Consider the following 26,523-nt stretch of genomic DNA (forward strand, 5'->3'; position numbering starts at 1 on the left):
CGCGGGCAACGGCCCGGGCGATGAGCTTGGTGGAGAACGGGGCGCCCGAAGCGGAGGCGCTCCTCGAGTCGGTATACGGCAAGAAGGGGCCCGCGCCGCGGATCGGGATCACCGGCCCGCCGGGCGCGGGGAAGAGCACGCTGGTCGCCGAGTACGCGCGCTTGCTGCGCGGCGAAGGGCTCCAGGTCGGGGTGGTGGCGGTCGACCCGACAAGCCCCTTCACCGGAGGCGCCATCCTCGGGGATCGCGTCCGGATGGGGGAGCACGCCACCGACGCGATGGTCTTCATCCGGAGCATGGCGACCCGCGGGAGCATGGGCGGCCTCGCGGCGCGGACCGGCGACCTCTGCGAGATCCTGGACGGCTGGGGGAGCCAGATCACCCTGGTCGAGACGGTCGGGGTCGGGCAGTCGGAGCTGGACGTGGCGGAGGCCGCGGACACGGTCGCGGTCGTGCTCACGCCGGAGTCGGGCGACGCGATCCAGGCGTTGAAGGCCGGGCTGATGGAGATCGCCGACGTGATCGTGCTGAACAAGGCCGATCACGCGGGCGCCGACGCGATGGAGGCGGCCCTTCGTTCCTCCCTCGCCTTCCGGAAGGAGGGGGGCTGGCGCCCTCCCATCGTCCGAACCGTGGCGATCGAGCGGAAGGGTCTGGAAGAGATGCACAAGGCGCTCCTCGAGCATCGCGCCTACGCCGGGCGCCCGGAGGTCTCGGGCGCGCTTCGGCGCGAGAAGACGCGGATGCGGCTTCGGAACGCGATTCGCGAGGAGTTGTTGGACGGGTGGCTCAAGGGCCGCGGGCTCGAGGCTGAGCTGGATCGCGCGGTGGAGCGTGTGCTCCAGGGCGAAATCTCCCCGCACCGCGCGGTGCGCGACTTGATCGAAAGGATGACCCCACATGGCGAACGGTAAAGCCGCGACGACATCCGAGAAGGCTCCGCGAACGTCGGCCACGAAACCGGCGCGCCCGGCCGCGGAAGAGCCCGCGCGCCCGGCCGCGGAAGAGCCCGCCGCCGCGGCGCGGCGCTTCGAGACGCTCTCGGGCATCCCCGTGAAGGCGCTCTACACCGAGGCGGACCTTCCGGCCGCCGCCGCGATCGGGAGCCCGGGACAGTACCCTTACACGCGCGGCCTCCACCCCGAGATGTACCGCACGCGCCTATGGACGATGCGCCAGTTCGCGGGCTTCGGCACGGCCGAGAACACGAACCAGCGCTTCCACTACCTGCTCGCGCAGGGGATGACCGGCCTCTCGACCGCGTTCGACATGCCGACCTTGATGGGTTACGACCCCGATCACCCGATGTCGCTGGGGGAGGTCGGGCGCGAAGGGGTGGCGATCTCGTCCCTCGAGGACATGGAGATCCTCTTCCGCGGCATCCCGCTCGACCAGGTCACCACCTCGATGACGATCAACGCGCCAGCGATCGTCCTCCTCGCGATGTACGTCGTCGTGGCCGAGAAGCAGGGGATTCCGCCCGAGAAGCTCGGCGGGACCGTCCAGTCCGACATGCTCAAGGAGTTCATCGCGCAGAAGGAGTGGATCTGCCCGCCGAGACCTTCGGTGAAGATCTGCGTCGACATGATCGAGTGGTGCGCCGAGCACATGCCGAAGTGGAACTCGATCTCGATCAGCGGCTATCACATCCGCGAGGCGGGCGCGACCGCGGTGCAGGAGCTGGCGTTCACGATCGCCGACGGCATCGGCTACGTCGAGGAGTGCGTGAAGCGCGGGATGGACGTCGACGACTTCGCCCCGCGCCTCTCCTTCTTCTGGGACGTCCACAACGACTTCTTCGAGGAGATCGCCAAATTCCGCGCGGGGCGGCGCATCTGGGCCCGCCTCATGAAGGACCGCTTCCACGCCAAGAATCCGCGAAGCTGGCAGCTCCGCACCCATGCCCAGACCGCCGGGGTCTCCCTGACGGCCCAGCAGCCGCTCAACAATGTGGCGCGCGTCGCCCTCCAGGGGCTCGCCGCCGTCCTGGGCGGCACGCAGTCGCTCCACACCAACTCGATGGACGAGACGTTGGCGCTCCCGACCGAGGAGGCGGCCACGGTCGCGCTCCGGACGCAGCAGATCCTCGCGCATGAGTCGGGAGTCGTCGCGACGCCCGATCCGCTGGGCGGGTCCTACTTCGTCGAGGCCCTCACGGACAAGGTGGAGGAGGAGGCGCTCCGGTACATCCGGCGGATCGACGAGATGGGTGGGATCATCGCCGCGGTGGAGCGCGGCTATCCGCAGAAGGAGATCGCGGACTCCGCCTACAAGTTCCAGCAGCAGGTCGAGCGCGAGGAGCGGATCATCGTGGGGGTGAACCGGTTCGTGTCGGACGAGGAGGTCGCGATCCCCGTGCTCAGGATAGACCCCGAGATCGAGCGGCGCCAGATCGAGCGGATCCAGGCCGTGCGCGCGCGGCGCGATGCGGCCGCGTACGCTAAGGCGGTCGAAGCGCTCCGGGACGCCTGCATGAGCAGCAAGAACCTCGTTCCGTACGTGCTGGACGCGGTCCGGGCCTACGCGACGCTGGGCGAGGTGAGCGACGTGTTCCGCGAAGCGTACGGCGTCTACCGAGAGCCGGCGGTCTTCTAGCGTGGAAACGAAACGGTCCGTGCGAAAGATTCGCGTGCTGGTGGGAAAGGCGGGCCTGGACGGGCACGACCGCGGGGCCAAGGTCGTCGCGAGCGCCATGCGGGACGCCGGCTTCGAGGTGATCTACACCGGCCTCCATCAGACTCCCGAGATGATCGTGCAGGCGGCGGTGCAGGAAGACGTCGACGCCGTGGCCCTCTCGATCCTCTCGGGCGCGCACATGACCCTCTTCCCGCGCGTCCATCAGCTGATGCGCGAGCGTGGGATCTCGGACGTGCTCCTGACGGGAGGCGGCATCATCTCGAAGGAAGACATGACGACGTTGAAGGCGCAGGGTGTTGGGGAGCTCTTCGGCCCGGGCACCTCGACCGCCGCGATCGTCGAATACATCAAGGACTGGGTGGCCAAGCGGAGCGGCGCCAAGGCCGGGGCCACGGCCGCCGCCGCGCGGACTCGATGAAGAAAGTGGTGAAGAGCGCGGCCGAAGCGCTCGAGCGCGGCGGCATCAAGGACGGCGTGACGATCGTGCTCGGCGGTTTCGGACTGTGCGGCATACCCGAGAACCTGATCCTCGCGCTTCGGGAAACCGGGGTGAAGGACCTGACCTGCGTATCGAACAACGCGGGGGTCGACGACTGGGGCCTGGGGCTCCTTCTCAAGACCCGCCAAGTTCGCAAGATGATCTCGAGCTACGTGGGCGAGAACCAGACGTTCGAGCGGCAATACTTGGACGGAGAGCTCGAGGTGGAGTTGGTGCCGCAGGGTACCCTGGCGGAGCGGATCCGGGCAGGCGGCGCCGGCATCGGCGGCTTCTACACTCCGACGGGGGTCGGCACGATGGTCGCGGAGGGGAAAGAGAGCCGCGTGATCCAGGGCCGTGAGTACGTGCTCGAGATGCCGATCCGCGGCGATTTCGCGTTCGTCAAGGCGTGGAAGGGCGACCATGCGGGGAACCTCGTCTACCGGATGTCTGCGCGGAATTTCAACCCGATGGCCGCGACGGCGGGAAACGTGACGCTGGCCGAGGTGGAAGAGCTGGTCCAACCGGGGAAGATCGATCCCGATCACGTCGTGACCCCGGGCATCTTCATCGATTGCATTTTCCAGGGGACCTATGGACCCAAGCGAATCGAAAAGAGAACGAATCGTCCGGCGAGCGGCGCTCGAGCTTAAGGACGGCTATTACGTGAATCTGGGGATCGGCATGCCGACCCTCGTGGCGAACTACATCCCGAAAGGGATGGACGTCATCCTCCAGTCGGAGAACGGCGTGCTGGGCGTGGGGCCGTATCCCGCTCCGGGCAAAGAGGACGGCGACCTGATCAACGCGGGGAAGGAGACGATCACCGTCCTCCCGGGCGCCGCGTTCTTCTCGAGCGCCGATTCCTTCGCGATGGTGCGCGGCGGCCACGTCGACCTCACGATCTTGGGGGCGATGGAAGTCGACCAGGAGGGGAACCTCGCGAACTGGATGATCCCGGGGAAGATGGTGAAAGGGATGGGCGGCGCGATGGACCTGGTGGCCGGAGCGAAGCGCGTGGTCGTGACGATGCTCCACGCGTCGAAGGACGGCGCGTCGAAGGTCCTCCGGAAGTGCGCCCTCCCCCTGACCGGCAGGAAAGTCGTGCACCGGATCATCACCGACCTGGCCGTCATGGACGTGGTGCACGACGGACTGAAGCTCATCGAGAGGGCGCCCGGCGTCACCGTCGACGAGATCGTGAACGCGACCGAAGCCGAGCTTGTGATCGACGAAGTCTGCGAGATGCCGGTATGACCGGCGAAAGGAACCGATGCTGACCATGACTGGTGCCCGCCGCGACGATATCTACGAGCTGACGCCGGAGCAGGGCGAATGGCGGGACACGCTGCGGGATTTCGCCGATCGCGAGATCGCCCCAGGAGCCGCGCGCTTCGACGACGCGGGCGAGTTCCCGTGGGAGAACGTGAAGAAGATGGCGGAGCTGGGCCTCTTCGGGCTCGTCTTCCCCGAGCAGTACGGGGGCGGCGGATTCGGGACGCTGGAGTACGTGCTCGCGGTCGAGGAGATCTCGCGCGCCTGCGCCTCCACCGGGATCACGCTCGCGGCCCACGTCTCGCTCGGCACATGGCCGATCTACAACTTCGGCACGGAGGAGCAGAAGCGCAAGTACCTCCCCGCCCTCTGCTCGGGCGAGCGCCTGGGCGCCTTCGGCCTGACGGAGCCCGAAGCCGGGAGCGACGCGGGCGGCACGAAGACGCGCGCGATCCTGGACGCCTCGACCTACGTCATCAACGGCCGGAAGATCTACATCACCAACGGATCGGTCTGCGGCACGGCGGTCTTCACGGCGGTCACGACGCCTGGGGTCGGCGTCAAGGGGATCTCCTCCTTCATCGTGGAGAAGGGAACGCCCGGCTTCACGCCGGGCACCCGCGAGAAGAAGATGGGTCACCGGGCCAGCGACACCGTCGAGTTGATCTTCGACAATTTGAAGCTCCCCAAGGAGAACATGCTCGGCCCTGAGGGGGGCGGCTTTACCCAATTCATGAAGACATTGGACGGCGGCCGCATCTCAATTGGGGCGATGTCGCTCGGGATCGCGCAGGCGGCGCTCGACTCCGCCGTGAAGTACGCGCGCGAGCGCCGTCAGTTCGGCCGGGCGATCGCCGACTTCCAGGCGATCCAGCTCCTCCTCGCCGACATCGTCACGGAGCTGGAGGCGGCGCGGCTCCTCGTCTACCAGACCGCTCGGCTCAAGGACCGGGGACAGCCGTTCACCCGGTACGCGGCGATGGCCAAGCTCAAGGCATCGACCGTCGCCATGCGGGCGGCCGATTCCGCGGTCCAGATCCACGGGGGGGCGGGGTACATGACCGACCATCCGGTCGAACGTTATTTCCGCGACGCCAAGCTGATGGAGATCGGCGAGGGAACGTCGCAGATCCAGAAGCTCATCATCGCCAGGGAACTATTGCGCGAGGCGGGATACCGGATCGGCTCCTAGGGCCGCCGGCGCTTCGCACCGCATCGGAAGGAGAGACGGAACGTGGCAGATCGTGACGCATACATCGTGAGCGCTTGCCGGACCGCCATCGGCGAGTTCATGGGCGGAATCTCGTCCATGACCGCGCCGCAGCTCGGGGCGATCGCGATCCGGGAAGCGGTGAAGCGCGCCGGCGCGGATCCGGCGCAGATCGACGAGGTCCTCATGGGGAACGTGGTCCAGGCCGGCGTTGGCCAGGCGCCCGCGCGCCAGGCGGCGATCCACGGCGGCATCCCCGACACGGTCCCCGCGATGACGGTCAACAAGGTCTGTGGCTCGGGCCTCAAGGCGGTCATGCTGGCCGCGCAGGCGATCCGCGCCGGCGACGCCGACGTGATCGTGGCCGGCGGAATGGAATCGATGTCGAACGCGCCCTACTTCCTGCCGAAGGCGCGGAGCGGCTACCGGCTCGGAAACGGCGAGCTGGTGGACGGCGTGATCCACGACGGGCTCTGGGATTCGTTCAACAACTTCCACATGGGAAGCGCCGCCGAGCTGATCGCGCGGAAATTCAAGGTCACGCGCGAGGAGCAGGACCGCTTCTCGGTGGAGAGCAACCAGAAGGCGGTCCGGGCGCAGAAGGAAGGCGCCTTCAAGGACGAGATCGTGCCGGTGATGATCCCCCAGAAGAAGGGCGACCCGAAGTGCTTCTGCGTCGACGAGCGTCCCAGGCCCGACGCCTCGATGGAGAGCCTCGGGAAGCTCCGTCCGGCGTTCGAGAAGGAAGGGACGGTCACGGCCGGCAACGCGCCGGGCCTGAATGACGGCGCCTCGGCGGTCGTGGTGATGTCCGGCGACGCCGTCAAACGGACGGGCGCGAAGCCGATGGCCCGCGTGAACGGATACGCGGCGGGCGGAACGGCGCCGGAGATGGTGTTCTACGCTCCGGTCATCGCGGTGCGGAAGCTGGCCGAGAAAATGGGCCGGAAGACGGACCAGTGGGATCTGATCGAGGCGAACGAGGCGTTCGCGGTCCAGGCGATCGTGGACGCGCGGGAGTTGGGCTGGGATCCGGCCAAGCTCAACGTGCGGGGCGGCGCCGTGGCGCTCGGGCACCCGATCGGAGCGAGCGGCGCGCGCATCCTGACGACCCTCCTCTACTCGATGCGGGACCGGAAGGCCAAATCGGGCCTGGCCACGCTTTGCCTGGGCGGCGGGAACGCGGTGGCGTTGAGCGTCGAGGCGGTTTGATGCCGACGGCAACCGCGACGCGCCCCGTGGTCGTGGCCGGCGCAGGGACCATGGGGAGCGGCATCGCGCAGGTGTTCGCCGCGTCGGGAAGGCAGGTCCTCCTCGTCGATCCGGTCGAGACGGCCTTGAAGAAGGGCCTCGGCGTCATCGAGAAGAGCCTGGGCCGGCTCGTCGACAAAGGGACGATCGATTCCAAGGCAAGGGAGGAGACCCTCCGGCGCATCTCGGTTCAGGAGGCCGGATTTCCGTTCGCCGAGTGCGCGATCGCCGTCGAGGCGGTCCCGGAGCGTCCGGACCTCAAGAAGAGCGTCTTCCAGATGCTGGACCAGAAGCTTCCGCCGGGGGCCATCCTCGCCACCAACACCTCCTCGATCTCGGTGACCGAGCTCGCGGCGGCCACGCGGCGACCCGCGCGCTTCGTCGGCATGCATTTCATGAATCCGGTCCCGATCATGCAGCTCGTCGAGATCGTCCGTGGTCTCGAGACGAGCGACGAGACCGTCGCCGAGACGGTGGATCTGGCGCGGGCGCTCGGCAAGGTTCCCGTCGTGGTGGCCGACCGGCCGGGCTTCGTGAGCAATCGGGTCCTCATGCCGATGATCAACGAGGCCGCCTTCGCCCTCATGGAGGGCGTCGCCGACCGCGAGGCGATCGATACCGTCATGAAGCTGGGCATGAACCACCCGATGGGGCCGCTCGCCCTGGCCGATCTCATCGGCATCGACGTCTGCCTCGACATCATGGAAGTCCTTCATCGCGGGTTCGGGGACTCCAAGTACCGGGCCTGCCCCCTGCTGCGCCAGATGGTGGCAGCCGGACGCCTCGGACGAAAGTCGGGCCGCGGCTTCTACGAGTACCCCTGACCGAAGAAGCCCACACTTGAATTTCGAGCTGACCGAAGAGCAGGAGATGCTGCGCGCCGCCGCGCGCGAGTTCGCCGAGGGCGAGATCGTGCCGATCGCCTATCAGATCGACGCGACCGAGATGATCCCAGACTCGCTCCGGAAGAAGCTCCGCGAGAACAACTTCTTCTCGCTTCTGATCCCACGCGACTACGGCGGTGTGGAAGTGGACGCCATCAGCTACGTCCTGGTGATGGAGGAGCTATCGCGCGCCTCCGCCGCGGTCGGGATCACCATCTCGGTCCACAACTCCGTCGCCGCGGGGCCGATCTCGATGTTCGGATCCGCGGAGCAGAAGGCCAAGTGGCTCCCGCTCCTTGCCGAGCGGCTCCTCGGGGCGTTCGCGCTGACCGAGCCCGGCTCGGGCTCGGACTCCGCGGCCCTGTCGACGCGCGCGGTAGCCAACGACGGGTGCTACGTCCTGGACGGCGCCAAGACCTTCGTGACCAACGGAAACTACGCCGATCTCTTCGTCCTGATGGCGCGGACCAGCCAGGAGCTGAAGCATCGGGGCATCACCGCGTTTCTCGTGGAGCGGAAGAGCCCCGGTCTGAAGATCGGAAAGACCCTCGAGAAAATGGGCATCCGCGGCTCGGACACGGTCGAGCTGACCCTGGAGCGTTGCTGCGTGCCGGCGGAAAATAGGCTCTCGGAAGAGGGCCGGGGATTTCGCGTGGCGATGCAGACGCTCGATGGAGGACGGATCGGGGTCGCGGCCCAGGCGCTCGGGATCGCGCAGGCCGCGTTGGACGCCGCCGTCCGCTACGCGCGCGAGCGCGTCCAGTTCGGGAAGCCGATCTCCGAATTCCAGGCCATCCAGTGGATGATCGCCGACATGAAGGCGCAGATCGAAGGGGCGCGGCTCCTCACCCTCCGCGCCGCGTGGCTCAAAGACCAGGGGCTTCCGCACGGGCCCGAGGCGTCGATCGCGAAGCTGATCGCCTCGGCCGCGGCGCGCGAGGTCACCGACCGGGCGGTGCAGATCCACGGCGGCTACGGCTACACGAAGGAGTTCGCGGTGGAGCGGTATTACCGCGACGCGAAGGTGACCGAGCTCTACGAAGGGACCTCCGAGATCCAGCGGATCGTGATCGCCAACTCGCTTCTTCATCCGAAGGACACGAAAAGGGCCCCGTGAACTCGAAGGTCGCCGTCCTCAAGACATCCCCGCAGACGGTGGTACGGGATTTCGGCCGCCTGATGGAGCTGGCGGATCTCCGCGCCGAGCTCTCGCCCGACCGGCTGACGCTCTTGAAGGTCAATATCTCGTGGCAGGTCTACTACCCGGCAGTCTCCACGAGCCCCTGGCAGCTCGAGGGCGTCATCCGGGCGCTCCTCGATGGCGGGTTCTCGAAGGACCGCATCCTCGCCGCCCAGAACTCCACCGTCGTGGTCGATCCCCACCTCGGGCTCAAGACCAACAAGCTCGAGCCGGTGCTCGACCGGTTCGGGATCCGCTCGATCTGGCTGAACGACAAGGAGAGCGAGGCCGATTGGGTCCGCTACGAGCCGAAGGGGAAGATGCTCGTGCTCCGCGATGTCTATCCCGACGGGCTCATGATTCCCAAAACCCTGATCGGCGCGAATATCATCCACCTGCCGACGCTCAAGACCCACGTCTTCACCGAGATAACCGGTGCGATGAAGAACGCGTTCGGAGGGCTGCTTCACTTGAAGCGCCACTGGACCCACAGCGTGATTCACGAAACCCTGGTCGACCTCCTGGTCATCCAAAAAGAGATCCACCCGGCAATCTTCGCCGTCATGGACGGGACGATCTCGGGGGACGGGCCCGGGCCGAGGGCCATGCGCCTTCGCGAAACGAATCTGATCCTGGCCTCCCGCGACCAAGTGGCGATCGACGCGACCGCGGCCAAGCTGATGGGGTTCGACCCGCTGACGATCCGGTTCATCCGCCTGGCGCACGAAGCGGGCCTGGGGAAGGGCGACCCCCGCGAGATCGACCTCGTCGGCGACGACGTCTCGAACGTGAACCTCCATTACTCCCGAAACGAGAACACCTTCGCGTCGAAGGGGCAGAAGCTCATCTACCACGGACCTTTGAAGCCGCTCGAGGGGTTGCTACTACGTAGTCCGCTGGTGCCGTGGTCGTTTGCAGCCAGCCGCCTCTACCACGACGGATATTGGTATCCATTCGTGGGCAAAGGCCGGAAACGGACGATAATGAAATCAGAATGGGGACGACTCTTCCGGGAATACGAGCCGAAGGGTCAGGAATAATCGATCGCGCGGGCTTGGCCGCGGATCAGCCGCGGAGCTTCGCCCGCGGCTCAGGGAGGAGGGGATCGGAATGAAGAACGCGCTTCTTGTCGCGCTCCTGCTCGCATCCGCGGGCGTTACGCCCGCGTCCGCCGAGCCAGGCGATCCGTCGCTGGCTCCGTCCTCGCAGCGGTACGTGGCCGAGATCGTGGACTCCATGTTCGTCGTCGGCCCGGCCGAGTTCTTCGCGGTGGTGATGCCGTCCGATCCGGCCGGAGCACGGGCCGTCCACTTGATGGGCACGTTCACCGTGACCGACAAGAAGGGCGATATCATGGTCCGCCTCTTCCGCGCGCCCGACTACCAGAGCTGGCTCAAGAAGCGGGGCGGGGAGAAGGCCGGCGCGTTCTGGGTTTCCAAGCGCTCGAGGCAGGTCAACGTGGACCAGGATCTGACTCCGCCCGGTCCCTTCGTCGTCCTGCTCGACAACGGTTATTCGATGCGCACCAGCAAGCACGTCCGGACCCAGATGCAGATCCAGTATGAGGGGATCGGCGGCCATCCGATCGCGGCCGCGCGCGACAGCACCGCGGTGGGAAGCGCCGAGGACGACCTCATCACGCCTAGGGCGAACAGCGAGGAGGATATTCCGCCGCCTCCGCCTCCGCCCCCCGACGAAGGGTCCCACTAGCCGCCCGAGCGGCCCTTCGCCTCTTTCTTCTCCGCGGCCCCCTTCTTGGGCTTGGGCTTCGCCTCGCCGGCCTTCGCGCTCGAGTACCCGGGCCCGCGCAGGAGAAGGAGCTGGCCCCCACCCTTGCGGTTTCGGAACTGGGGGAGCCATAGGTTGTGGGCCTGGACCGCGATGAGCCAGGTGTCGGGCCCGAAGAGATCGCTCGCGTCCACGATCCCCGTCGACTCCCACTCGCCGCCGATTCCCCTCGGAAGGTAGTTCCCCTTCGCATCCCATTCCGCGCACTCCGCCATAGGCTCGACGCGCCGCGTGTTGGAGTCGTAGCGAAGAATCCGCGCGGTGTGGATCCCGCGCCCGCCGGGATCTTCCTGGATCCACACGTAGCGCTCGTCCGTCGCGAGGTTGTCGGGGCGGTAGAGGTCGTCGGATTCGTCGCCGTCGAGCGCGACGCTCAGCTCCTCGACGTGGGTGGGATTGAACGGATCGAGCCGCACGTAGTAGAGGCGGCCCGCGCCGGTGACCGGGCGGCCGGTGACCGGGTCGTAGAAATCGTCGGCTCCGGTGTCCACGAAGTAGAAGGCATTGGGCTGGTCCTTGACGGGGGTCACGTCCTCGAGGCGCGCGAAGTTGAGGCAGCCCATGCCCTGCGCCTGGGCTTCGAGACGGGCCGGGAGCTCGTTCACGTTGATCCGGCCCCCCTCCTCCTGCGGGAAGAGCGGCACGAACCTTCCGGTCAGGGGGCGCCCCTTGGAAGCGAGGCTGGCGAGGCGGGTGTTGGGACGTCCCTCGAGGGGATCCGCCCGAAAGACATAGAGCCGGCCCCGGCCCGAAAGAAAGTCGGAGTCGTTGTCGGCGACATACATGTAGAGCTGGGATTCACCCGGGTAGGAGTCCTCGGTCAGGATCGCGACGATCTTTCCCGAGGAGACCGGGACGATCACGGTAGCCTCGTGCGAGAAGTGTCCCAGCCACGGCAGGTTCTTCACGGTCCCGTCGCGCGCGTCGACCGCGACCACGATGCCCCGGTAGATCCCGTCGATCGATTCCTCGTCGACCAGGAATGTCGGCGCAAGAAAGCCGTCTTCCGGACCGACCAGCGACGCCGCGCCGAAGCGGTCGTATCCCTCGCTCCCATCGACCAGGTAATCCCCGGCCACGGCGCCGAAGTTTCGCAGGTCGATCGCCAAGCGCGAGACCCGGGCCCCGTTGAATCCCCCGTGCCAGGAGATCTCGTGCGCGACGTAGATCTCGGCGAGACCACTGGCGGTCTTCCGGATGCCGAGCCCGTCGGGCTCCGGCGCGAACACGAAGGCATCGCTGACCGTGTCCTGCGGTGCGAGGCTGTCCCCGACCGAGATGATCGGGATTACCGAAACATCTTCCCGGAGCGGTCGCACCATCGGTGGGGTGCGCGTGCGCACGCCGGACCCGGGGCCGGGGATCAGAGGACCACGGGTGTATCCGCATAGGAGGACGAGCGCGGCCGCGCAGGCCAGAAGACCGAGTCTCCGATTCACGTCCGTTCGCAGAGCTCGACCAGAACCCCGCCCATCGAGCGGGGATGCAGAAACGCGATCTTCATTCCGTGGCTTCCATCGCGGGGAGTGCGATCGATCAGCTCGAGGCCCTGAGCCCCGGCCGCCGACAGCGCTGCCTCGAGATCGGGGACGTGGAATGCGACGTGGTGGATCCCTTCGCCCCGCTTCGCCAGGAATCGCCCGATCGGGGAATCGACCTTGGTCGGCTCGAGCAGCTCGATCGTGGATCCGCCCGATTCCATGAATACGATCTTCACGTGCATCGACTCGAGCATCTCGGTGCCGGTCACCCGGAAGCCCAGCTTCTTCCAACGCGCGGACGCGGCCTCGATAGAGGTCACGGCCAAGCCGATATGCGCGAGACCCAGGATCTCGGAGCCCTCCTTCACGGGCCTGCGGCGCCCGGGTGGTGCCAGAGGAAGGCGAACACGACCAATCCGAGCGCGATCCGGTACCAGCCGAAGGGCGCCAGGCCGTGGCCCGTGAGGTAGCGAAGAAATCCCCGGATCGCCAGGACCGCCACGATCGCCGAGACGGCGAGCCCCACGATCAGCGGAGCCGGCCCGCCCAGCGCCGGCCCGGTGAGGTCGTGGTAGTGCTGGACGAGATCGAAGAGGGTCGCCATCCCGAGCGTGGGGAGCGCGAGCAGGAACGAGAACTCCGCCGCCGCGACCGGGGACGCCCCCAGGAGGAGCGCCGCCAGGATCGTGGTCAGCGCGCGCGACGTGCCCGGCCAGAGGGAGAGGCTCTGCGCCAATCCGATCAGGAGCACGGCTTGGATCGTGATGTCGTCGATCGTGGGGAACCGCGGCGTCGCGGCGGCCGCCCTCGCGCGGCGGCCGGTGAGGAGGATGACGATCCCGCCGGCGACCAGCGCGATCGCCACCGCCCCAGGGCCGAAGAGGTGCGCCTTGATCCAGTGGTGCGCCGCCAGTCCGACGATCGCGGCGGGCAGGAACGCGACCAGGAGCTTCAGAAGCAGCGCCCGCCCGCGGGGATGCGGCGTGACGGCGCCGGCCAGGAGCTCGCCCACGCGCCCGCGGTAGAGCCAGACGATCGCGAGGAGCGCGCCCGCCTGGATGACGATCTCGAACGCGTTCATCTCGCCGCCGACCAGGCCCATCGCGTGCGCCGCGAGGATGAGATGCCCGGTGGAGGAGACCGGTAGGAACTCGGTCAGCCCCTCCACCGCGCCCAGGATGGCGGCCTGGAAGAGATTCATGCGACCTCCTTGTCAGGCGTTCGGATCATAGGTCTTGTAGACGCGCCGGAGCGTGTCGCTGATCTCGCCCAGGGTCGCGCTTGCCTTCACGGCGTCGATCACCGCCGGCATGAGATTCAGCTCGCGCCTCGCGGATTCCTCGATGCGGGCGAGCGCGTGCGTCGCGAGGTCCTGATCGCGCGCCGCCTTGAACGCGGCCACCCGCGACGACTGCCTCTCCTCGAGCTTCGGATCGAGCGTGAAGCCCGGGCGCGCCAGCTCGTCCGGATCGCCGAACCGATTCACGCCGACGATGACCTGCTCGCCCTTCTCGATCTTGAGCTGGGCTTCGTACGCGCTCCGCTCGATCGCCGTCGCCTGGTATCCCGCCTCGATCGCCCGGACGGCCCCGCCCAGCGCGTCGATCGCCTCGATCTCGCGCCGGGATTCCAGCTCGATCCGGTCGGTCTCCTCCTCGATCGCGGGCGCGCCGCCCGCTGGATCGACCGTGGCGGCCGCTCCGGTCTCATGGGCGAGGAGCTGCTGGGTGCGGAGCGCCGTCGTCGCGGCCTCCTCGCTCGGGAGCGAGATCGCCTCGTCGAACGAATTTGTGTGGAGCGATTGGCAACCGCCCAGGACCGCGGCCATCGCCTGGATCGCCACGCGCGCGATGTTGTTGTGGGGCTGCTGCGCGGTCAGGGTGGATCCGGCCGTCTGCGCGTGGAATCGCAGCTTCAGCGAATTCGGATCGCGCGGGTGGAAGCGCTCCTCCATCAGTCGGGCCCAGAGCCGCCTCGCCGCGCGGTACTTGGCGATCTCCTCCAAGAAATTGTTGTGCGCGTTGAAGAAGAAGGAGATCCGCGGTGCGAACCGGTCCACGGGGAGGCCACGATCGACCGCCGCGCGGACGTACTCCAGCCCGTTGGCCAGCGTGAAGGCGACCTCCTGAACCGCGGTCGAGCCAGCCTCGCGGATGTGATACCCGCTGATCGAGATCGGATTCCACTGCGGCGTCTCCTCGGCGCAGTACTCGAAGAGGTCGGTCGCGATCTTGAGCGACGGCGCGGGCGGATAGATGTAGGTGCCGCGCGCGATGTATTCTTTGAGTACGTCGTTCTGCACCGTGCCGGAGAGCTTCGCGCGCGCCGTGCCGCGCCGGTCCGCGACCGCGACGACGAGGGCGAGGAGAATCATGGCCGTCGCGTTGATCGTCATGGAGAGGCTAACCCGGTCGAGAGGAATTCCCTGGAGGAGGCGCTCCATGTCGTCGAGGGTCGAGATCGCGACGCCGACGCGGCCGACCTCGCCCTGGGCGCGCGAATGATCGGAGTCGTAGCCCATCTGCGTCGGAAGGTCGAAGGCGACCGAGAGCCCGGTCTGGCCCTCGGAGAGGAGGTAGTGGTAGCGCTGATTCGACGCCTCGGCGGTGCCGAAGCCCGCGTACTGGCGCATCGTCCAGAGGCGCGAGCGGTACATCTCGGGATGGATGCCGCGGAGGTAGGGTGGAACGCCCGGGAGCCCGGGGTCGGGCGCGCCGCGCGAGCGGGCGAGATCGGCGAGCGCCATCGGGGCTACGCTTCCTCCGGCTGGATCGCGATCAGGAGCTGGCCCGTCTCCACCGCGGCGCCCGGCTCGACCGAGATCCTCGTGACGCGCCCCTTGAGCGGCGCGACGAGCTCGTTCTGCATCTTCATCGCTTCCACGATGACGACCGGCTGGCCCGCCTCGACATCGGCGCCCTTCTCGACGAGCACGTCGACGATCAGGCCCGGCATCGGGGCGTGCACCTCGCCGCGCGTGAGATCGGCGCCCGCGCGGCGGCGGGCGAGCTTGGGGGCGCGCGGGTCGCGCGGACGAAACGCGTAGGAGCGCCCATCAAGCTCGACCACGATGTCGAGTCCCTCCCGATGGACGGAGGCCTCGACCGGGCGGTGGTCGATCCACGCCCGCATCACGCGGCCGAACGATCCTTCGACACGATGCTCGCGGCCGTCCAGCGTCACGGTGAAGCCGGCCCCGCTCGGCTCGACCTCCACCTGGTGCTCGCGCCCGTCGCGCGTGAGAAGGACGATCATCGACTCCCTCCGCGCGTCCCGGTGCGAAGTCCGGGGAGCGCCGCGCGCCACCGGCTCGACCCGCCGCGGATGCCGCCGGTCATCGGCCGCCGCTCGGAATCACCGTCGCCCGGCTGATCCCCCTCGACACGCGGCGCCTCGGAATCGAGCCGCGCGAAGATGGCCGCGAGCGCCGCGGCGTCCTCCTCCGCGCGTGCCGCGTCCGGGGGCTCCGCGTGCTTGAAGTGATGGGCCAGGAACGCCGTGTCGTACCGGCCGGTCGCGAACGCCTCCTGCGCGAGAAGCCAGCGGTGGATCGGGAGCGTGGTGTGAATTCCCTCGAGCAGGCACTCGTCGAGCGCGCGCCGCGCCCGCTCCACCGCCTCAGCCCGGCTCGGGGCCCATACGATGATCTTCCCGATCAAGGGATCGTAGTGGACCGGCACCGCGCCGCCCGAGCGCACGCCGAAGTCGCACCGCACGCCCGGGCCCGCGGGCAGCTCGAGGCGGCGCACGACCCCCATCTGCGGGAGAAATCCCTGGTCCGGGTCCTCGGCGTAGACGCGGAATTCGATCGAGGCGCCGACGGGGCGGACATCCGCCTGCGCGAGCGCTAAGCGCTCACCACGCGCGATCTGGATCTGCTCCCGCACCAGGTCGAGCCCCAGCACCATCTCGGTGACCGGGTGCTCCACCTGGAGCCGGGCGTTCATCTCGAGAAAATGGAATCGCCCTTGCTGGTCCATGAGAAATTCCGCGGTCCCGGCGTTCGTGTAGCCGCCCGCCTTCGCGACCTGGACCGCCAGCGACCAGAGCTCCCGGCGGCGCGCGTCGTCGAGCGCGGGGGAAGGAGTCTCCTCGACCAGCTTCTGGTGCCGGCGCTGGATCGAGCAGTCGCGCTCGCCCAGCGCGAGCACGGTCCCGTGTGAGTCGGCCAGGATCTGCACCTCGATGTGCCGGGGCTTCTCGAGCCAGCGCTCGAGGTAGAGCCGGTCGTCGCCGAAGGCGCTCTTGGCCTCGCCCTGCGTGAGGCGAACGGCCTGCTCGAACTCGCCGGGACCGTTCACGCGGCGCATCCCTTTACCGCCGCCGCCGGCGGCCGCCTTCAGCACGACCGGGTATCCGATCGCTTCCGCCGCGCGGCGAAGCTCGGCCGGATCGCTGACGGGACCCTCCGTCCCGGGGAGGACCGGCACGCCCGCTCGAATGGCGAGGGCCCGCGCGCGCACCTTGTCGCCCATCGCGCGGGTCGCCTCGGGCGTTGGCCCGATCCAGGTGAGTCCCGCGCGCTGGACCTGCTCCGCGAAATCGGCCGATTCCGCGAGAAAACCGTAGCCGGGGTGGATCGCGTCCGCCTTGGCCGACCGGGCGGTCTCGATCATCTTGGCAGCGTCGAGGTAGCTTCGGGAGGCCGCCGCCGGCCCGATCCAGTATGCCTCGTCCGCCGCGAACGCGTGCGCCGACTCGCGGTCCGCGTCCGAGTAGACGGCGACCGACTCGATCCCCATCTCCCGCAGCGTGCGGCAGACGCGGATCGCGATCTCCCCCCGGTTCGCCACGAGGACCTTGCGGATCGGTTTCGATTTCATGGGCGGCTCCCGGCCCTCGGTCAGAGCGGAATGTTGCCGTGCTTCTTGGGCGGGACCGACTGGCGCTTGTTCGCGAGCGCGCGAAGCGCCCGGATCAGGCGGGGGCGGGTCTCCTGGGGCTCGATCACGTCGTCGAGGTATCCGAGCGCGGCGGCGACGTAGGGGTTCGCGAACTTCTCGTTGTATTCCTCGATGAGCTTGGCGCGCGCCTTCGCGGAGTCCTTCGCCTGCTCGATCTCCTTCCGGTAGATGATGCCGACGGCCCCTTCGGCGCCCATGACCGCGAGCTCGGCGCCCGGCCAGGCCACGTTGTAGTCCGCCCGGATGTGCTTCGAGGACATGACGTCATAGGCGCCGCCATAGGCTTTGCGCAAGATCACCGTGAGCTTCGGCACCGTCGCCTCGCAGTAGGCGTAGAGGAGCTTTGCGCCGTGGCGGATGATCCCGCCCCATTCCTGCTGCGTGCCCGGGAGGAAGCCCGGCACATCCTCGAACGTGACCAGCGGGATGTTGAAGGCGTCGCAGAAGCGGACGAACCGCGCCCCCTTCGTCGAGGAGTTGATGTCGAGCACGCCCGCGAGCATGGCCGGCTGGTTCGCGACCACCCCGACCGGCCGGCCGTCGAGGCGCGCGAATCCCACGACGATGTTGGGCGCGAAGTGCTCGTGGACCTCGAAGAAGTCGCCGTCGTCCACCACGAGGCGGATGACCTCCTTCACGTCATAGGGCTTGTTCGGCTCCGCGGGCACGATCTCGTTGAGGCGCGCCTCCATCCGCTCGGCGGGATCGGCCGCCTTGCCCCGCGGCGCGTCGTCCACGTTGTTCTGGGGGAGGAAGGAGAGGAGGCGCCGGATCGTCGCGAGGCACGCCTCGTCGTCCTCGACCGCGAAGTGGGCCACGCCGCTCTTCGTGTTGTGCGTCATCGCGCCGCCCAGCTCCTCGAACGAGACGTCTTCGTTCGTCACGGTTTTGATGACGTTCGGCCCGGTCACGAACATGTGGCTGGTGCCTTGAACCATGATCACGAAGTCGGTGATGGCCGGCGAGTAGACCGCGCCGCCCGCGCAGGGACCGAGGATCGCCGAGATCTGGGGGATCACTCCCGAGGCGAGCGTGTTTCGCAGGAAGATCTCCGCGTAGCCGCCCAGGGACTGCACGCCCTCCTGGATGCGCGCGCCGCCGGAATCGTTGAGCCCGATGATCGGCGCGCCGTTCTCCATCGCGAGGTCCATCAGATTGCAGATCTTCTTCGCGTTTTCCTCGGAGAGCGTCCCGCCGAAGACCGTGAAGTCCTGCGCGAAGACGAAGACCAGCCGGCCGTCGATCCGTCCGTAGCCCGAAACCACGCCGTCGCCCGGAATGCGCCGCTCCGCCATTCCGAAGTCGGTGGTGCGGTGCTCGACGAAGACGCCGGTTTCCTGGAAGCTGCCCGGATCGATCAGGAGATCGATCCGCTCGCGGGCGGTGAGGCGTCCCTCCGCGTGAAGCTTCGCGATGCGCTCCTCGCCGCCGCCCAACTGCGCGGCCTGCTTGCGCATTCGCAGCTCTTCGATCGGATGGCGACGGGTCAGGGTCTGGATCTCCCGGCTCAGGGCGATGGGGCGGTAGGTGACGCCATCCTATCGAAACGGCCGCTGGGCCGCAATCGGCGGCTCGCGGGAATCCTCGGACGATGTACAATGCGGGTTCTTGCGCCTGTTCCCGCACGTCACCGGAGGAGCGACTCATGACCCCGCGCCGTTCCCGGCCCGCCCACAAAGAGCGGCGGCTTTCGCATCTCAACTGGATGGAAATGGGCGAGGTCGTGCCGCGTCGCGTCCATACGCTTCTCCTGCCGGTGGGGACTCTCGAAGCGCACGGAATCACCAGCCTGGGCACCGACAACGTGATCCCGACGCGCTTGAGCGAGGCGCTCGCCGAGCGGCTGAACGCGGTGGTCGCGCCCACGATCCCGTACGGCGTGACGGCGCACCTGGGCGCCCTCGCGGGCGGCACGCACGTCCGCGCCGACGCGTTCACGGACTACGTCGCGGCGGTCCTCACGACGATGTCGCACCAAGGCTTCTCGAACATCATCGTGATGAACGGGCACGGCGGGAACAGCGAGGCCTTGAAGGAGGCGGTGCGCCGCGTGCACGAGGAGACGGGCGTCTACCTCGCCGTCTTCTCCTGGTGGACCGAGTGCCGCGGCGTGAGCGAGGAGATCCTGGGCGTTCCTGGCGGGCACGGCGGATCGGACGAGACCGCCGCGATGCTCGCCATCGCCTCCGAGCAGGTGTTCCCGGATCGGTGGGATCCCTCGATCGCGTTCGAGCACCGCGACTCGCTGGTCGCCTACCCCACGCCCGGCTCCCTGATCTTCTACGGGGGCCGCCGGAGCGATCCGGTCTTCCACACCAAGCGCGCGCTCCTGTTCTGGGCGAAGGTCGTGGACCACGTGGGCGACGTCCTCGAGGACCTGATCGCGCGGTGGGACCGCGAGGGGTGGCCCGCGCCGCGCTCACGCCGCCGCGGGCACGGACGGGGGACAGTCGGGAACGGAAGCCCGCAGCGGCCGGGGATCGCGGCCGTGCCTCCGCCGCAGGTGCCCCGCCGGAGTCCCAAGAAGTAGCTCTGCCGCGCCCGCATGGTAGGATGCGTCCTCCATGGAAGAAGTCTGGGGCGATCGCGTCACCCGAGCGTGGGCCGAGCAGTTTCCGATCGCGCCATACCGCAAACTGCTCCTCCGCGAGCAGGCGCCAAGCGGCTCCCGGGCGCTCGACGTGGGGAGCGGTCCGGCGCACGATTCGCTCCCTCTGGCCGAGCGCGGATTTCAGGTCTGGGGTGTCGACTGGTCCCGAAGCGGCCTCGCGGCCGGACGGCAGCTCTACCAGGACGAGGGGCACCGTCTCCTCCCTGTATGCTCCGACATCCGCGCGCTCCCGTTCCGGGACGGTTCGTTCGACTTCGTGTGGAACGCGGGCGTGCTGGAGCATTTCCACGACGACGACGTGCTCCGGATCATCACGGAGATGAAGCGCGTCGCGAGGCCCGGCGCGACGATCCTGGCGGCCGTCCCGAACAAATTCTACTTCTGGTACCAGGCCCACCTCGCGCTGAAACGCTTGCTCCGGCGCGGACACCAGTACGGGTTCGAACGCGCGTTCGGGGCGGGGTACCTGGCCGCGCAGTTTCGGCGCGCCGGATTTCGCGACGTCGCCATGACCGGAATTCACCTGCACCCGGCGCCGAGCTTTCTGATCCCGAAGACCGGCTGGCTCACGAAGCTGCTCGCGCGTCTCTGGGGGCCGCTCGAGGCCGCGGGGAAGCACAGCCCTTGGCGCGCCCGTCTCGGGCTCGATCTCGTAGTGTGGGCACGGAAGGATGATGGCGCTCCCGCTCGATGACGACGCGATGTGCTTCTGCTGTGGTGCCGGGCCACGTGCATCCGCGTGTGATAGTATCCCCGGTTTGTGCCATCCCACGTGGGGGTCTGAGCGTGTTTGTCCTACACGAGAGGAGGCTGCACGCATGAAGACGCGATGGACCGTGCTCGCTGGAATCGCCTTGTTTGCGCTCGTCCTCGTCCTCGCCCCGATTCCCGCGGCGGCGGGCGACATCGGGCTTCGTACCGGGTTCGCGCTGAATCCCGATGATTTCGTCATCGGAGGCCACTACCGGACGCCCCCGATCGCTGAGTACCTCTACTTCGTACCCAGCGCCGAGGTCGGCTTTGGCGACGTGACGATGGTCGCGTTTAACGCGGACCTGCACTACCTCATCGACGTGAAATCGAAGCTGGCCCCCTACGTCGGAGCCGGAATGACGATCAACTGGTTCGACGGCGAGAATGGGGCGGACAGTCAGACCGATGTGGGCGGCGGGATCATCGGCGGCCTCATGTTGGGTCAGACCAAGAACGGCCGCCTGTTCCTCGAGGGGAAGCTCGGCCTGGGGGACGTACCGGACGCCAAATTCCTGGTGGGCTGGAACATTCGCTGACCCGCGGCGCTACTCTTTCAGCGCCTTCTCGAACTCCTCGGTCAGCGCCGGGACGACCTGGTAGAGATCGCCCACGATCCCGTACGACGCGATCTTGAAGATCGGGGCGTCCTTGTCCTTGTTGATCGCGACGATCGTCTTGGATGAGGACATGCCGGCCATGTGCTGGATCGCGCCGGAGATCCCGATCGCGAAGTAGACGGTGGGGTTCACCACCTTGCCGGTCTGCCCGACCTGATGGCTATGGTCGATCCACCCGGCGTCCACCGCCGCGCGGGACGCGCCGAGCGTCGCGCCCAGCACCTTGCAGAGCTTCCTGAGGAGCTCGAAGTTGTCGGGACCCTGCATCGCGCGGCCGCCGCTCACGATGATGGTCGCCTCCGTGAGGTCGGCCATCTCGCCCTCGGACGCCTCGAAGCCGACCACCCGCGCGCGGACCTTCACGTCGCCCAGGGCGATGGTCTCCACCGCGGCCTTCCGGGACGGGTCGGGAGCCGATGGCGTGAACGTGTTGGGCCGGACCGACGCGACCTGCGGGCGCGCCGCGCTCCACGCGACCCGCGCGAATGCCTTGCCGGCGAAGATGGGCCGGCGCGCGACCAGCCCACCGTCGCCCCACTCGAACGCGACGCAGTCGGAGGCGAGGCCCACCCGAAGGCGCGCCGAGACGCGAGGGGCGAGGTCCTTGCCGTGCGCGGTCGCGCCGAGAAGCAGCACGTCGGGCTTCGCTTTCTCGACCGCGAGCCGGACGGCTTCCGCCCACGCTTCGGGCGCATACGACACCAAGGCCGCGCCCTCGACGTGGAAGATCCGATCCGCGCCCTGCGACGCGAGACGGTCCGCCTCGCCCGGCGAGAGGGGACCGAGTACGATCGCGCCTACCTTGAGCCCGCCCCCCTTGGCGTCGGCCAGCCGCCGCGCCTCCGCGAGCATCTCGAGCGTGATCTTTCGAGCCAAGCCGTCCTTGGTTTCCGCGACGACCGCGATCATCAGATGACCTTCGCTTCGTCGTGGAGAAGCCGGACCAGCTCGCGCGCCGTGTCGCGCGGCTCACCCTCGAGGATTTTCCCCGCGGAGCGCGGAGGCGGGAGGGAAATGTCGAGGAGCCGGATCGAGGCGGCTTCCGGCGCGACCGCGGCCGCGTCGACGCCGACGTCTGCGAGCGTCCATTCCGGAATGACCTTCTTCTTCACCGCCATGATCCCCTTGAGGGAAGCGTAGCGGGGCTCGTTCAATCCCTTCTGCGCGGTGATGACGGCCGGGAGGTCGAACTCGACCTCTTCCAGCCCGCCCTCGATCTCGCGCTTGGCCTTCCCCCGCTTCGCCGCCGGGTCGAGCTCCAGGCCGACGACGACCGAGACGTGGGGGAGATCCAGGAGCTCCGCGAGGATGATGCCCGCCTGCGACCAGTCGTAATCGACCCCTTGCTTGCCGGTCAGGATCAGGTCGTAGCCGATCTTCCTCGCGGCGCCCGCGAGCACGGTCGCCACCGCGAGCGGATCGGCAAGCGCCACGCCGTCGCCCTTCAGTTGGACGCCCTCGTCGGCGCCGAGCGACAGGCCGTACTTGATCGCTTCCTTCACCCGCTCCGGGCCCAAGCTCGCGACCACGACCTTGCCGGCGCCCACTTTCTCGCGGATGCGCAGGGCCTCCTCGATCGCGAACTCGTCGTATGGGTTCACCACCCACTTGACGCTCGACGTGTCGACCGACCCGTTCTGGATCTGGATCCGGGTCTCGGTGTCGGGCACCTGTTTCACGAAGACGAGCACGTTCATGATCGAAGACTCTCCAATGGGGAGCGATGAGCGCGGGAGTATAGTACGATGCTCATTCTTATGGAAGAATCGGCCCGATGACTCATCCGTTCCTGACGCGCCTCGAGCGCGGCCCCGTTCTCGCCGACGGCGCGATGGGGACGTACCTCTACGAACGCGGCATTCCGTTCGACCGCTCGTTCGATCTCCTGAATCTGACCGACGCGCCGCTGGTCCAGGCGGTCCACCGCGACTACATCCGCGCGGGGGCCGAGCTGGTCGAGACCAACACGTTCGGGGCGAACCGCTTTCGGCTGGCCGCGCACGGTGCCACCGAGAGCGCGCGCGTCGTGAACCGCGCGGGCGCGCAGCTCGCCCGAAACGCGCGCGAGGAGGTCGGCGAGGCGGTGTTCGTCGCCGGCGCCATCGGCCCCCTCGGGAAGCCGGTCGCGCCGCTCGGCACCATCACGCGGGAGGAGGCGCTTGAAGCGTATCGCGAGCAGGTGGAGGGGCTGGTCGAGGGCGGCGTCGACCTCCTGATCATCGAGACGCAAACCGATCTCGCCGAGGCGGCCATCGCGATCGAGGCGGCCCGGAGCGTGACGGATCACCATCCGCTCGTGCTCCAGATGACGTTCACCGAGGACGGCCGCACCCTCTACGGCGCCTACCCCGAGGACGTGGCGCGCGACGTGGACGGGAAGCAGGTCGACGTGCTGGGCGCCAACTGCAGCGTGGGGCCGCAGAAGCTGCTCGAGATCGTCGAGCGGCTCCGGAGGAGGACGAAGCTCCCGATCTCGGTGATGCCGAACGCCGGGCTTCCGCGCTTCGTGGACGGGCGGTTCGTCTACGTCTCCTCGCCCGAGTACATGGCGGAGTACGCGACGCGTTTCGCCGCCGCGGGCGCGCGCCTGATCGGGGGCTGCTGCGGGACGACGCCGATCCACACGCGAAAGATGCGGGAGGCCCTCCGCGCGTCGGCCAAGAGCGGGGTCGCGCCGGCGCCCGTGGACGGACCGCCAGCGCCCAGCGTCACGGTCACCACCTACGAAGATACCGCGCCCGCCGCCGATCCCGCGGACCGGACGCGGCTCTCGCGCAAGCTCGCCGACAAGGAATTCGTGGTGAGCGTGGAGGTCGATCCGCCCCGCGGCGCGCGCCCCAAGAAGATGATCGAGGGGGCGCAGTTCTTGAAGCGGGCCGGCGTCGACGTCATCAACGTCGCGGACAGCCCGATGGCCCGCGTGCGGATGTCCTCGATCGCGCTGGCTTCCATGATCACGAATCACGTGGGGATCGAGACGATCCTCCACTTCACCTGCCGCGACCGGAATCTCATGGGGATCCAGTCGGACCTCATGGGCTCGCACGCGCTCGGCATCCGGAACATCCTCGCGCTGACCGGCGATCCGCCCCGCGCGGGCGACTACCCGAACGCCACCGCGGTCTTCGACGTCGATTCTGTCGGATTGATCCGGGTCTTGAAGCAGCTCAACGCCGGGACCGACCTCGGCGGGAACTCGATCGGGGAGCCGACCGCGTTCCTCATCGGGTGCGCGGTGAATCCCACCGCTGAGAACTTCGATCAGGAGATGGAGCGCTTCGAGAAGAAGATCGAGGCTGGCGCGGAGTTCGCGATGACCCAGCCGCTCTACGAGCTGGACACGCTGGTTCGATTCCTGAACCGCCTCGGGAAGGCCCGCATCCCAGTTTTGTTGGGGCTCCTTCCGCTCCAGAGCCACCGCCACGCCGAGTTCCTCCACAACGAAGTCCCCGGCATCAATATTCCCGACTACGCCCGCGCCGCCATGCGCGACGCCGGGGAGAAGGGGATCGAGGTTGGGGTGGAAATGTGTAGGAAGCTGCTTTTGGAAGCCCGGGATCTGGTCGAAGGGGCCTATTTGATGCCCTCCTTCGGGCGCTACGAGGTGGTGGCGCGGGTCGCGGAGGCGGTCCTCTCGGGAGCCAGGCAATCCTCTTGAAGCACAAGCACTTCGGTGATAGGATCGGTAGCCGGTACGCCGACGCGAGAGTGGCGGAACTGGCAGACGCGCGGGACTTAGGATCCCGTGAGGAAACTCGTGGGGGTTCAACTCCCCCCTCTCGCACCAAACTTGGAAGGATATGGAGATAGCGGCCTTGAAAGTGGACGTCCGAGACAGCGAAAGCGACGCCTGGCAGAAGGTCCTGACGATCGAGGTGCCGCCGGAGGAGCTTTCGGAGGACTACGACGCGATCCTCGAGGACTACCAGAAGCGGGCCGTCCTGCCCGGGTTCCGGAAGGGCCGCGTGCCCCGGAACGTCCTGGAGCTCCAGTTCGGGCATTCGCTCGAGCACGAGGTCCTCGAGAGGGCCGTGAAACGCTCCTACGAGCGCGCCGTCCGGGAGCAGAACCTAGAGCCGGTTTCCTACCCGGCCATCGACAAGATCCGGTTCGACAAAGGGAAGCCCCTCACGTACGAAGCTAAGGTGGACATCAGGCCGGCCGTAACTCCAAGGGATTACTTCGGTTTGGACATACCTTCGAGCGAATCGGCCGTTGGGGACGACGAGGTCGACAAGGCCTTGGAAGACCTGCGCCAGCGGACCGCCGATTGGGTCCCGGTCGAGCGCGATGCGGCGCCAGGCGACGCCGTGCTGGTCGACTACGTCCGGCTGAATGCCAAGGGGAAGCCGATCCATCACTCGGAGCAGAAGGACGCCCTGGTCGAGCTGGACGCTTCGGGGCTCTTGCCGGAATTCCGCCAGCACCTCCTGGGCAAGAAGACGGGCGATAACGCGAATTTCTCGGTGACGTACCCGGCCGAGTTCGGGAACGAGGAGCTGCGCGGGAAGGCCGTCACCTTCTCCTTACAGGTAAAGGGCGTGCGAGAGCGCAAAGTGCGTGCTCTGGACGATGCGTTCGCCACGGAAGTGGTCGGAATGCGCGATCTCCCCGAGCTCAAAGCCCGCATCCGCCTGAACCTCGAGGGGGAGGCGAAGCTCAAGGCGCTCCAAGTCCAAGAAGAGGCCATCGTCGACCAGATCCTCGTCAAGAATCCGCTCGATTTGCCCGAGAGCATGGTGCGGGAGTATCTGGAAGAGCTCCTGCAGCGTCTAAAGAAGGAAGGCAGGGAATGGACTCCCGAGGAAGAGGAGCGTTTTCGCGTCGAATACCGCCCCCAGGCGGAGCGGCGCATCAGGCGCGATCTCCTCGTGGACGCGATCATCCGGACCGAACAGGTTACCGTCACCGAGGAGGAGATCGACCAGACCCTCCGCGGAGCGGCGCCGGAGGACGCGCCGCCCCAAGAGGCGGAACGGCTCCTCCGAAGCCCCGCGCAGCGCGACCGCGCCCGGGCGCATCTGGCCGAACGAAAGCTTTTCGCGCTGCTTCGTGAGAAGGCGCGGCTTAAGATGACGGTGTGATTACCCGATCTTTGATCGGTAGGGAGGGAGTGAACATGTCGCTGGTACCTATTGTTGTGGAGCAGAGCGGGCGGGGGGAGAGGGCCTACGACATTTTCTCACGCCTCCTCAAGGACAGGATCATCTTCATCGGAACGCCGATCGACGACGTGGTGGCGAACCTGACCATCGCCCAGCTCCTCTTCCTCGAGGCCGAGGATCCGGACCGGGACATCAACCTCTACATCAACTCTCCGGGCGGCGTGGTCTCGGCGGGGTTGGCGATCTACGACACGATGCAGTTTATCAAGTCGGACGTAGCGACCATCTGCATGGGCCAGGCGGCGAGCATGGCCGCGCTGCTCTTGGCGGCCGGGGCGCCGGGGAAGCG

General features: G+C 67.7%; 26 protein-coding genes and 1 tRNA gene. 18 read left to right on the forward strand and 9 right to left on the reverse strand.

Annotation, left to right across the window (positions count from 1 at the left end; genetic code table 11):
* Positions 1-20: 20 nt before the first annotated feature.
* The 11 genes from meaB to E6K79_04720 all read left to right on the forward strand — a co-directional run bounded on the left by meaB (position 21) and on the right by E6K79_04720 (position 10,625).
* Positions 21-914, forward strand: coding sequence for a methylmalonyl Co-A mutase-associated GTPase MeaB (meaB, locus tag E6K79_04670; protein ID TMQ65650.1), 894 nt, complete (start codon positions 21-23; stop codon positions 912-914).
* Positions 901-2,595: a methylmalonyl-CoA mutase gene (locus E6K79_04675; protein ID TMQ65627.1), complete on the forward strand. Its 1,695-nt coding sequence runs from the start codon at positions 901-903 to the stop codon at positions 2,593-2,595. Before meaB ends, E6K79_04675 begins: the two co-directional genes overlap by 14 nt.
* A 19-nt stretch (positions 2,596-2,614) precedes the next feature.
* Positions 2,615-3,055: a cobalamin B12-binding domain-containing protein gene (locus E6K79_04680; GenBank protein ID TMQ65628.1), complete on the forward strand. Its 441-nt coding sequence runs from the start codon at positions 2,615-2,617 to the stop codon at positions 3,053-3,055.
* Entirely contained in the window at positions 3,052-3,768 is a 717-nt protein-coding gene (locus E6K79_04685) for a CoA transferase subunit A (GenBank protein TMQ65629.1), read from the forward strand. The genes E6K79_04680 and E6K79_04685 overlap by 4 nt, the downstream gene beginning before the upstream one ends.
* Positions 3,710-4,372, forward strand: a complete 663-nt coding sequence (locus E6K79_04690) for a CoA transferase subunit B (protein TMQ65630.1) — start codon at positions 3,710-3,712, stop codon at positions 4,370-4,372. The genes E6K79_04685 and E6K79_04690 overlap by 59 nt, the downstream gene beginning before the upstream one ends.
* 25 nt (positions 4,373-4,397) lie before the next feature.
* Positions 4,398-5,582 (forward strand): acyl-CoA dehydrogenase, encoded by a 1,185-nt coding sequence (locus E6K79_04695; GenBank protein ID TMQ65651.1) that lies wholly within the window; start codon positions 4,398-4,400, stop codon positions 5,580-5,582.
* A 99-nt stretch (positions 5,583-5,681) separates the two neighbouring features.
* Entirely contained in the window at positions 5,682-6,812 is a 1,131-nt protein-coding gene (locus E6K79_04700) for an acetyl-CoA C-acetyltransferase (protein ID TMQ65652.1), read from the forward strand.
* Positions 6,812-7,675 (forward strand): 3-hydroxybutyryl-CoA dehydrogenase, encoded by an 864-nt coding sequence (locus E6K79_04705; GenBank protein ID TMQ65631.1) that lies wholly within the window; start codon positions 6,812-6,814, stop codon positions 7,673-7,675. The genes E6K79_04700 and E6K79_04705 overlap by 1 nt, the downstream gene beginning before the upstream one ends.
* A 16-nt stretch (positions 7,676-7,691) precedes the next feature.
* Positions 7,692-8,852 carry an acyl-CoA dehydrogenase gene (locus E6K79_04710; GenBank protein ID TMQ65632.1) on the forward strand — a complete coding sequence of 387 codons (1,161 nt, stop codon included), beginning with the start codon at positions 7,692-7,694 and terminating at the stop codon, positions 8,850-8,852.
* Between the two features lie 62 nt (positions 8,853-8,914).
* On the forward strand, positions 8,915-9,955 hold the full coding sequence (locus E6K79_04715; protein TMQ65653.1) for a DUF362 domain-containing protein: 1,041 nt from the start codon (positions 8,915-8,917) through the stop codon (positions 9,953-9,955).
* Positions 9,956-10,025: 70 nt separating this feature from the next.
* Complete coding sequence (locus E6K79_04720) at positions 10,026-10,625, forward strand: hypothetical protein (protein TMQ65633.1); 600 nt, start codon at positions 10,026-10,028, stop codon at positions 10,623-10,625.
* Here the strand turns inward: E6K79_04720 and E6K79_04725 are convergent.
* From E6K79_04725 to E6K79_04755, 7 genes are all read right to left on the reverse strand, one after another.
* The gene (locus E6K79_04725) at positions 10,622-12,025 is read right to left on the reverse strand and encodes a DUF839 domain-containing protein (protein ID TMQ65634.1); all 1,404 of its coding nucleotides are present in this window, start codon (positions 12,023-12,025) and stop codon (positions 10,622-10,624) included. The two genes, E6K79_04720 and E6K79_04725, sit on opposite strands and share 4 nt — an antisense overlap.
* A gap of 113 nt (positions 12,026-12,138) precedes the next feature.
* Complete coding sequence (gene mce, locus E6K79_04730) at positions 12,139-12,534, reverse strand: methylmalonyl-CoA epimerase (GenBank protein ID TMQ65654.1); 396 nt, start codon at positions 12,532-12,534, stop codon at positions 12,139-12,141.
* A gap of 14 nt (positions 12,535-12,548) precedes the next feature.
* Complete coding sequence (locus E6K79_04735; GenBank protein TMQ65635.1) at positions 12,549-13,385, reverse strand: undecaprenyl-diphosphate phosphatase; 837 nt, start codon at positions 13,383-13,385, stop codon at positions 12,549-12,551.
* 12 nt (positions 13,386-13,397) lie between these two features.
* A complete protein-coding gene (locus E6K79_04740) occupies positions 13,398-14,930 on the reverse strand; it encodes a methylmalonyl-CoA mutase (GenBank protein ID TMQ65636.1) in 1,533 nt (510 codons plus the stop codon).
* Between the two features lie 5 nt (positions 14,931-14,935).
* The gene (locus E6K79_04745) at positions 14,936-15,439 is read right to left on the reverse strand and encodes a hypothetical protein (protein ID TMQ65637.1); all 504 of its coding nucleotides are present in this window, start codon (positions 15,437-15,439) and stop codon (positions 14,936-14,938) included.
* Positions 15,436-17,007, reverse strand: a complete 1,572-nt coding sequence (locus tag E6K79_04750) for an acetyl-CoA carboxylase biotin carboxylase subunit (protein ID TMQ65638.1) — start codon at positions 17,005-17,007, stop codon at positions 15,436-15,438. Before E6K79_04750 ends, E6K79_04745 begins: the two co-directional genes overlap by 4 nt.
* Before the next feature lie 20 nt (positions 17,008-17,027).
* The gene (locus tag E6K79_04755) at positions 17,028-18,545 is read right to left on the reverse strand and encodes an acyl-CoA carboxylase subunit beta (GenBank protein ID TMQ65639.1); all 1,518 of its coding nucleotides are present in this window, start codon (positions 18,543-18,545) and stop codon (positions 17,028-17,030) included.
* A gap of 134 nt (positions 18,546-18,679) precedes the next feature.
* On the opposite strand from E6K79_04755, the gene E6K79_04760 reads away from it, so the two are divergent.
* The 3 genes from E6K79_04760 (at position 18,680) to E6K79_04770 (ending at position 20,988) form a co-directional block, all read left to right on the forward strand.
* A complete protein-coding gene (locus E6K79_04760; GenBank protein ID TMQ65640.1) occupies positions 18,680-19,618 on the forward strand; it encodes a creatininase family protein in 939 nt (312 codons plus the stop codon).
* Positions 19,619-19,652: 34 nt separating this feature from the next.
* On the forward strand, positions 19,653-20,393 hold the full coding sequence (locus tag E6K79_04765) for a class I SAM-dependent methyltransferase (protein ID TMQ65641.1): 741 nt from the start codon (positions 19,653-19,655) through the stop codon (positions 20,391-20,393).
* A gap of 124 nt (positions 20,394-20,517) precedes the next feature.
* The gene (locus E6K79_04770) at positions 20,518-20,988 is read left to right on the forward strand and encodes a hypothetical protein (protein TMQ65642.1); all 471 of its coding nucleotides are present in this window, start codon (positions 20,518-20,520) and stop codon (positions 20,986-20,988) included.
* A gap of 9 nt (positions 20,989-20,997) precedes the next feature.
* Here the strand turns inward: E6K79_04770 and E6K79_04775 are convergent, their stop codons facing one another.
* Both E6K79_04775 and E6K79_04780 read right to left on the reverse strand, forming a co-directional pair.
* Positions 20,998-21,978, reverse strand: a complete 981-nt coding sequence (locus tag E6K79_04775; protein ID TMQ65643.1) for an electron transfer flavoprotein subunit alpha/FixB family protein — start codon at positions 21,976-21,978, stop codon at positions 20,998-21,000.
* The gene (locus E6K79_04780) at positions 21,978-22,766 is read right to left on the reverse strand and encodes an electron transfer flavoprotein subunit beta/FixA family protein (GenBank protein TMQ65644.1); all 789 of its coding nucleotides are present in this window, start codon (positions 22,764-22,766) and stop codon (positions 21,978-21,980) included. The genes E6K79_04775 and E6K79_04780 overlap by 1 nt, the downstream gene beginning before the upstream one ends.
* A 77-nt stretch (positions 22,767-22,843) precedes the next feature.
* On the opposite strand from E6K79_04780, the gene E6K79_04785 reads away from it, so the two are divergent.
* The 4 genes from E6K79_04785 to E6K79_04800 all read left to right on the forward strand — a co-directional run.
* Positions 22,844-24,727, forward strand: a complete 1,884-nt coding sequence (locus E6K79_04785) for a bifunctional homocysteine S-methyltransferase/methylenetetrahydrofolate reductase (GenBank protein TMQ65645.1) — start codon at positions 22,844-22,846, stop codon at positions 24,725-24,727.
* A gap of 44 nt (positions 24,728-24,771) precedes the next feature.
* Positions 24,772-24,856: transfer RNA gene (locus E6K79_04790), tRNA-Leu, on the forward strand.
* 13 nt (positions 24,857-24,869) lie between these two features.
* Positions 24,870-26,153 (forward strand): trigger factor, encoded by a 1,284-nt coding sequence (gene tig / locus E6K79_04795; GenBank protein TMQ65646.1) that lies wholly within the window; start codon positions 24,870-24,872, stop codon positions 26,151-26,153.
* A 35-nt stretch (positions 26,154-26,188) separates the two neighbouring features.
* On the forward strand, positions 26,189-26,523 hold a 335-nt coding region (locus E6K79_04800; protein TMQ65647.1), incomplete at its 3' end, for an ATP-dependent Clp protease proteolytic subunit.

The sequence above is a fragment of the Candidatus Eisenbacteria bacterium genome, from assembly GCA_005893305.1.
Classification (GTDB): Bacteria; Eisenbacteria; RBG-16-71-46; order SZUA-252; family SZUA-252; genus WS-9.

Excerpts from the sequence above, each read along its gene's own strand:
- meaB (TMQ65650.1), top strand. The coding sequence starts at position 21 with ATGAGCTTGGTGGAGAACGGGGCGCCCGAAGCGGAGGCGCTCCTCGAG.
- E6K79_04675 (TMQ65627.1), top strand. The coding sequence starts at position 901 with ATGGCGAACGGTAAAGCCGCGACGACATCCGAGAAGGCTCCGCGAACG.
- E6K79_04685 (TMQ65629.1), top strand. The coding sequence starts at position 3,052 with ATGAAGAAAGTGGTGAAGAGCGCGGCCGAAGCGCTCGAGCGCGGCGGC.
- E6K79_04690 (TMQ65630.1), top strand. The coding sequence starts at position 3,710 with ATGGACCCAAGCGAATCGAAAAGAGAACGAATCGTCCGGCGAGCGGCG.
- E6K79_04695 (TMQ65651.1), top strand. The coding sequence starts at position 4,398 with ATGACTGGTGCCCGCCGCGACGATATCTACGAGCTGACGCCGGAGCAG.
- E6K79_04700 (TMQ65652.1), top strand. The coding sequence starts at position 5,682 with ATGGGCGGAATCTCGTCCATGACCGCGCCGCAGCTCGGGGCGATCGCG.
- E6K79_04705 (TMQ65631.1), top strand. The coding sequence starts at position 6,812 with ATGCCGACGGCAACCGCGACGCGCCCCGTGGTCGTGGCCGGCGCAGGG.
- E6K79_04715 (TMQ65653.1), top strand. The coding sequence starts at position 8,915 with ATGGAGCTGGCGGATCTCCGCGCCGAGCTCTCGCCCGACCGGCTGACG.
- E6K79_04720 (TMQ65633.1), top strand. The coding sequence starts at position 10,026 with ATGAAGAACGCGCTTCTTGTCGCGCTCCTGCTCGCATCCGCGGGCGTT.
- E6K79_04725 (TMQ65634.1), bottom strand. The coding sequence starts at position 12,025 with ATGGTGCGACCGCTCCGGGAAGATGTTTCGGTAATCCCGATCATCTCG.
- E6K79_04735 (TMQ65635.1), bottom strand. The coding sequence starts at position 13,385 with ATGAATCTCTTCCAGGCCGCCATCCTGGGCGCGGTGGAGGGGCTGACC.
- E6K79_04740 (TMQ65636.1), bottom strand. The coding sequence starts at position 14,930 with ATGGCGCTCGCCGATCTCGCCCGCTCGCGCGGCGCGCCCGACCCCGGG.
- E6K79_04745 (TMQ65637.1), bottom strand. The coding sequence starts at position 15,439 with ATGATCGTCCTTCTCACGCGCGACGGGCGCGAGCACCAGGTGGAGGTC.
- E6K79_04750 (TMQ65638.1), bottom strand. The coding sequence starts at position 17,007 with ATGAAATCGAAACCGATCCGCAAGGTCCTCGTGGCGAACCGGGGGGAG.
- E6K79_04755 (TMQ65639.1), bottom strand. The coding sequence starts at position 18,545 with ATGCGCAAGCAGGCCGCGCAGTTGGGCGGCGGCGAGGAGCGCATCGCG.
- E6K79_04760 (TMQ65640.1), top strand. The coding sequence starts at position 18,680 with ATGTACAATGCGGGTTCTTGCGCCTGTTCCCGCACGTCACCGGAGGAG.
- E6K79_04765 (TMQ65641.1), top strand. The coding sequence starts at position 19,653 with ATGGAAGAAGTCTGGGGCGATCGCGTCACCCGAGCGTGGGCCGAGCAG.
- E6K79_04770 (TMQ65642.1), top strand. The coding sequence starts at position 20,518 with ATGAAGACGCGATGGACCGTGCTCGCTGGAATCGCCTTGTTTGCGCTC.
- E6K79_04775 (TMQ65643.1), bottom strand. The coding sequence starts at position 21,978 with ATGATCGCGGTCGTCGCGGAAACCAAGGACGGCTTGGCTCGAAAGATC.
- E6K79_04780 (TMQ65644.1), bottom strand. The coding sequence starts at position 22,766 with ATGAACGTGCTCGTCTTCGTGAAACAGGTGCCCGACACCGAGACCCGG.
- E6K79_04785 (TMQ65645.1), top strand. The coding sequence starts at position 22,844 with ATGACTCATCCGTTCCTGACGCGCCTCGAGCGCGGCCCCGTTCTCGCC.
- tig (TMQ65646.1), top strand. The coding sequence starts at position 24,870 with ATGGAGATAGCGGCCTTGAAAGTGGACGTCCGAGACAGCGAAAGCGAC.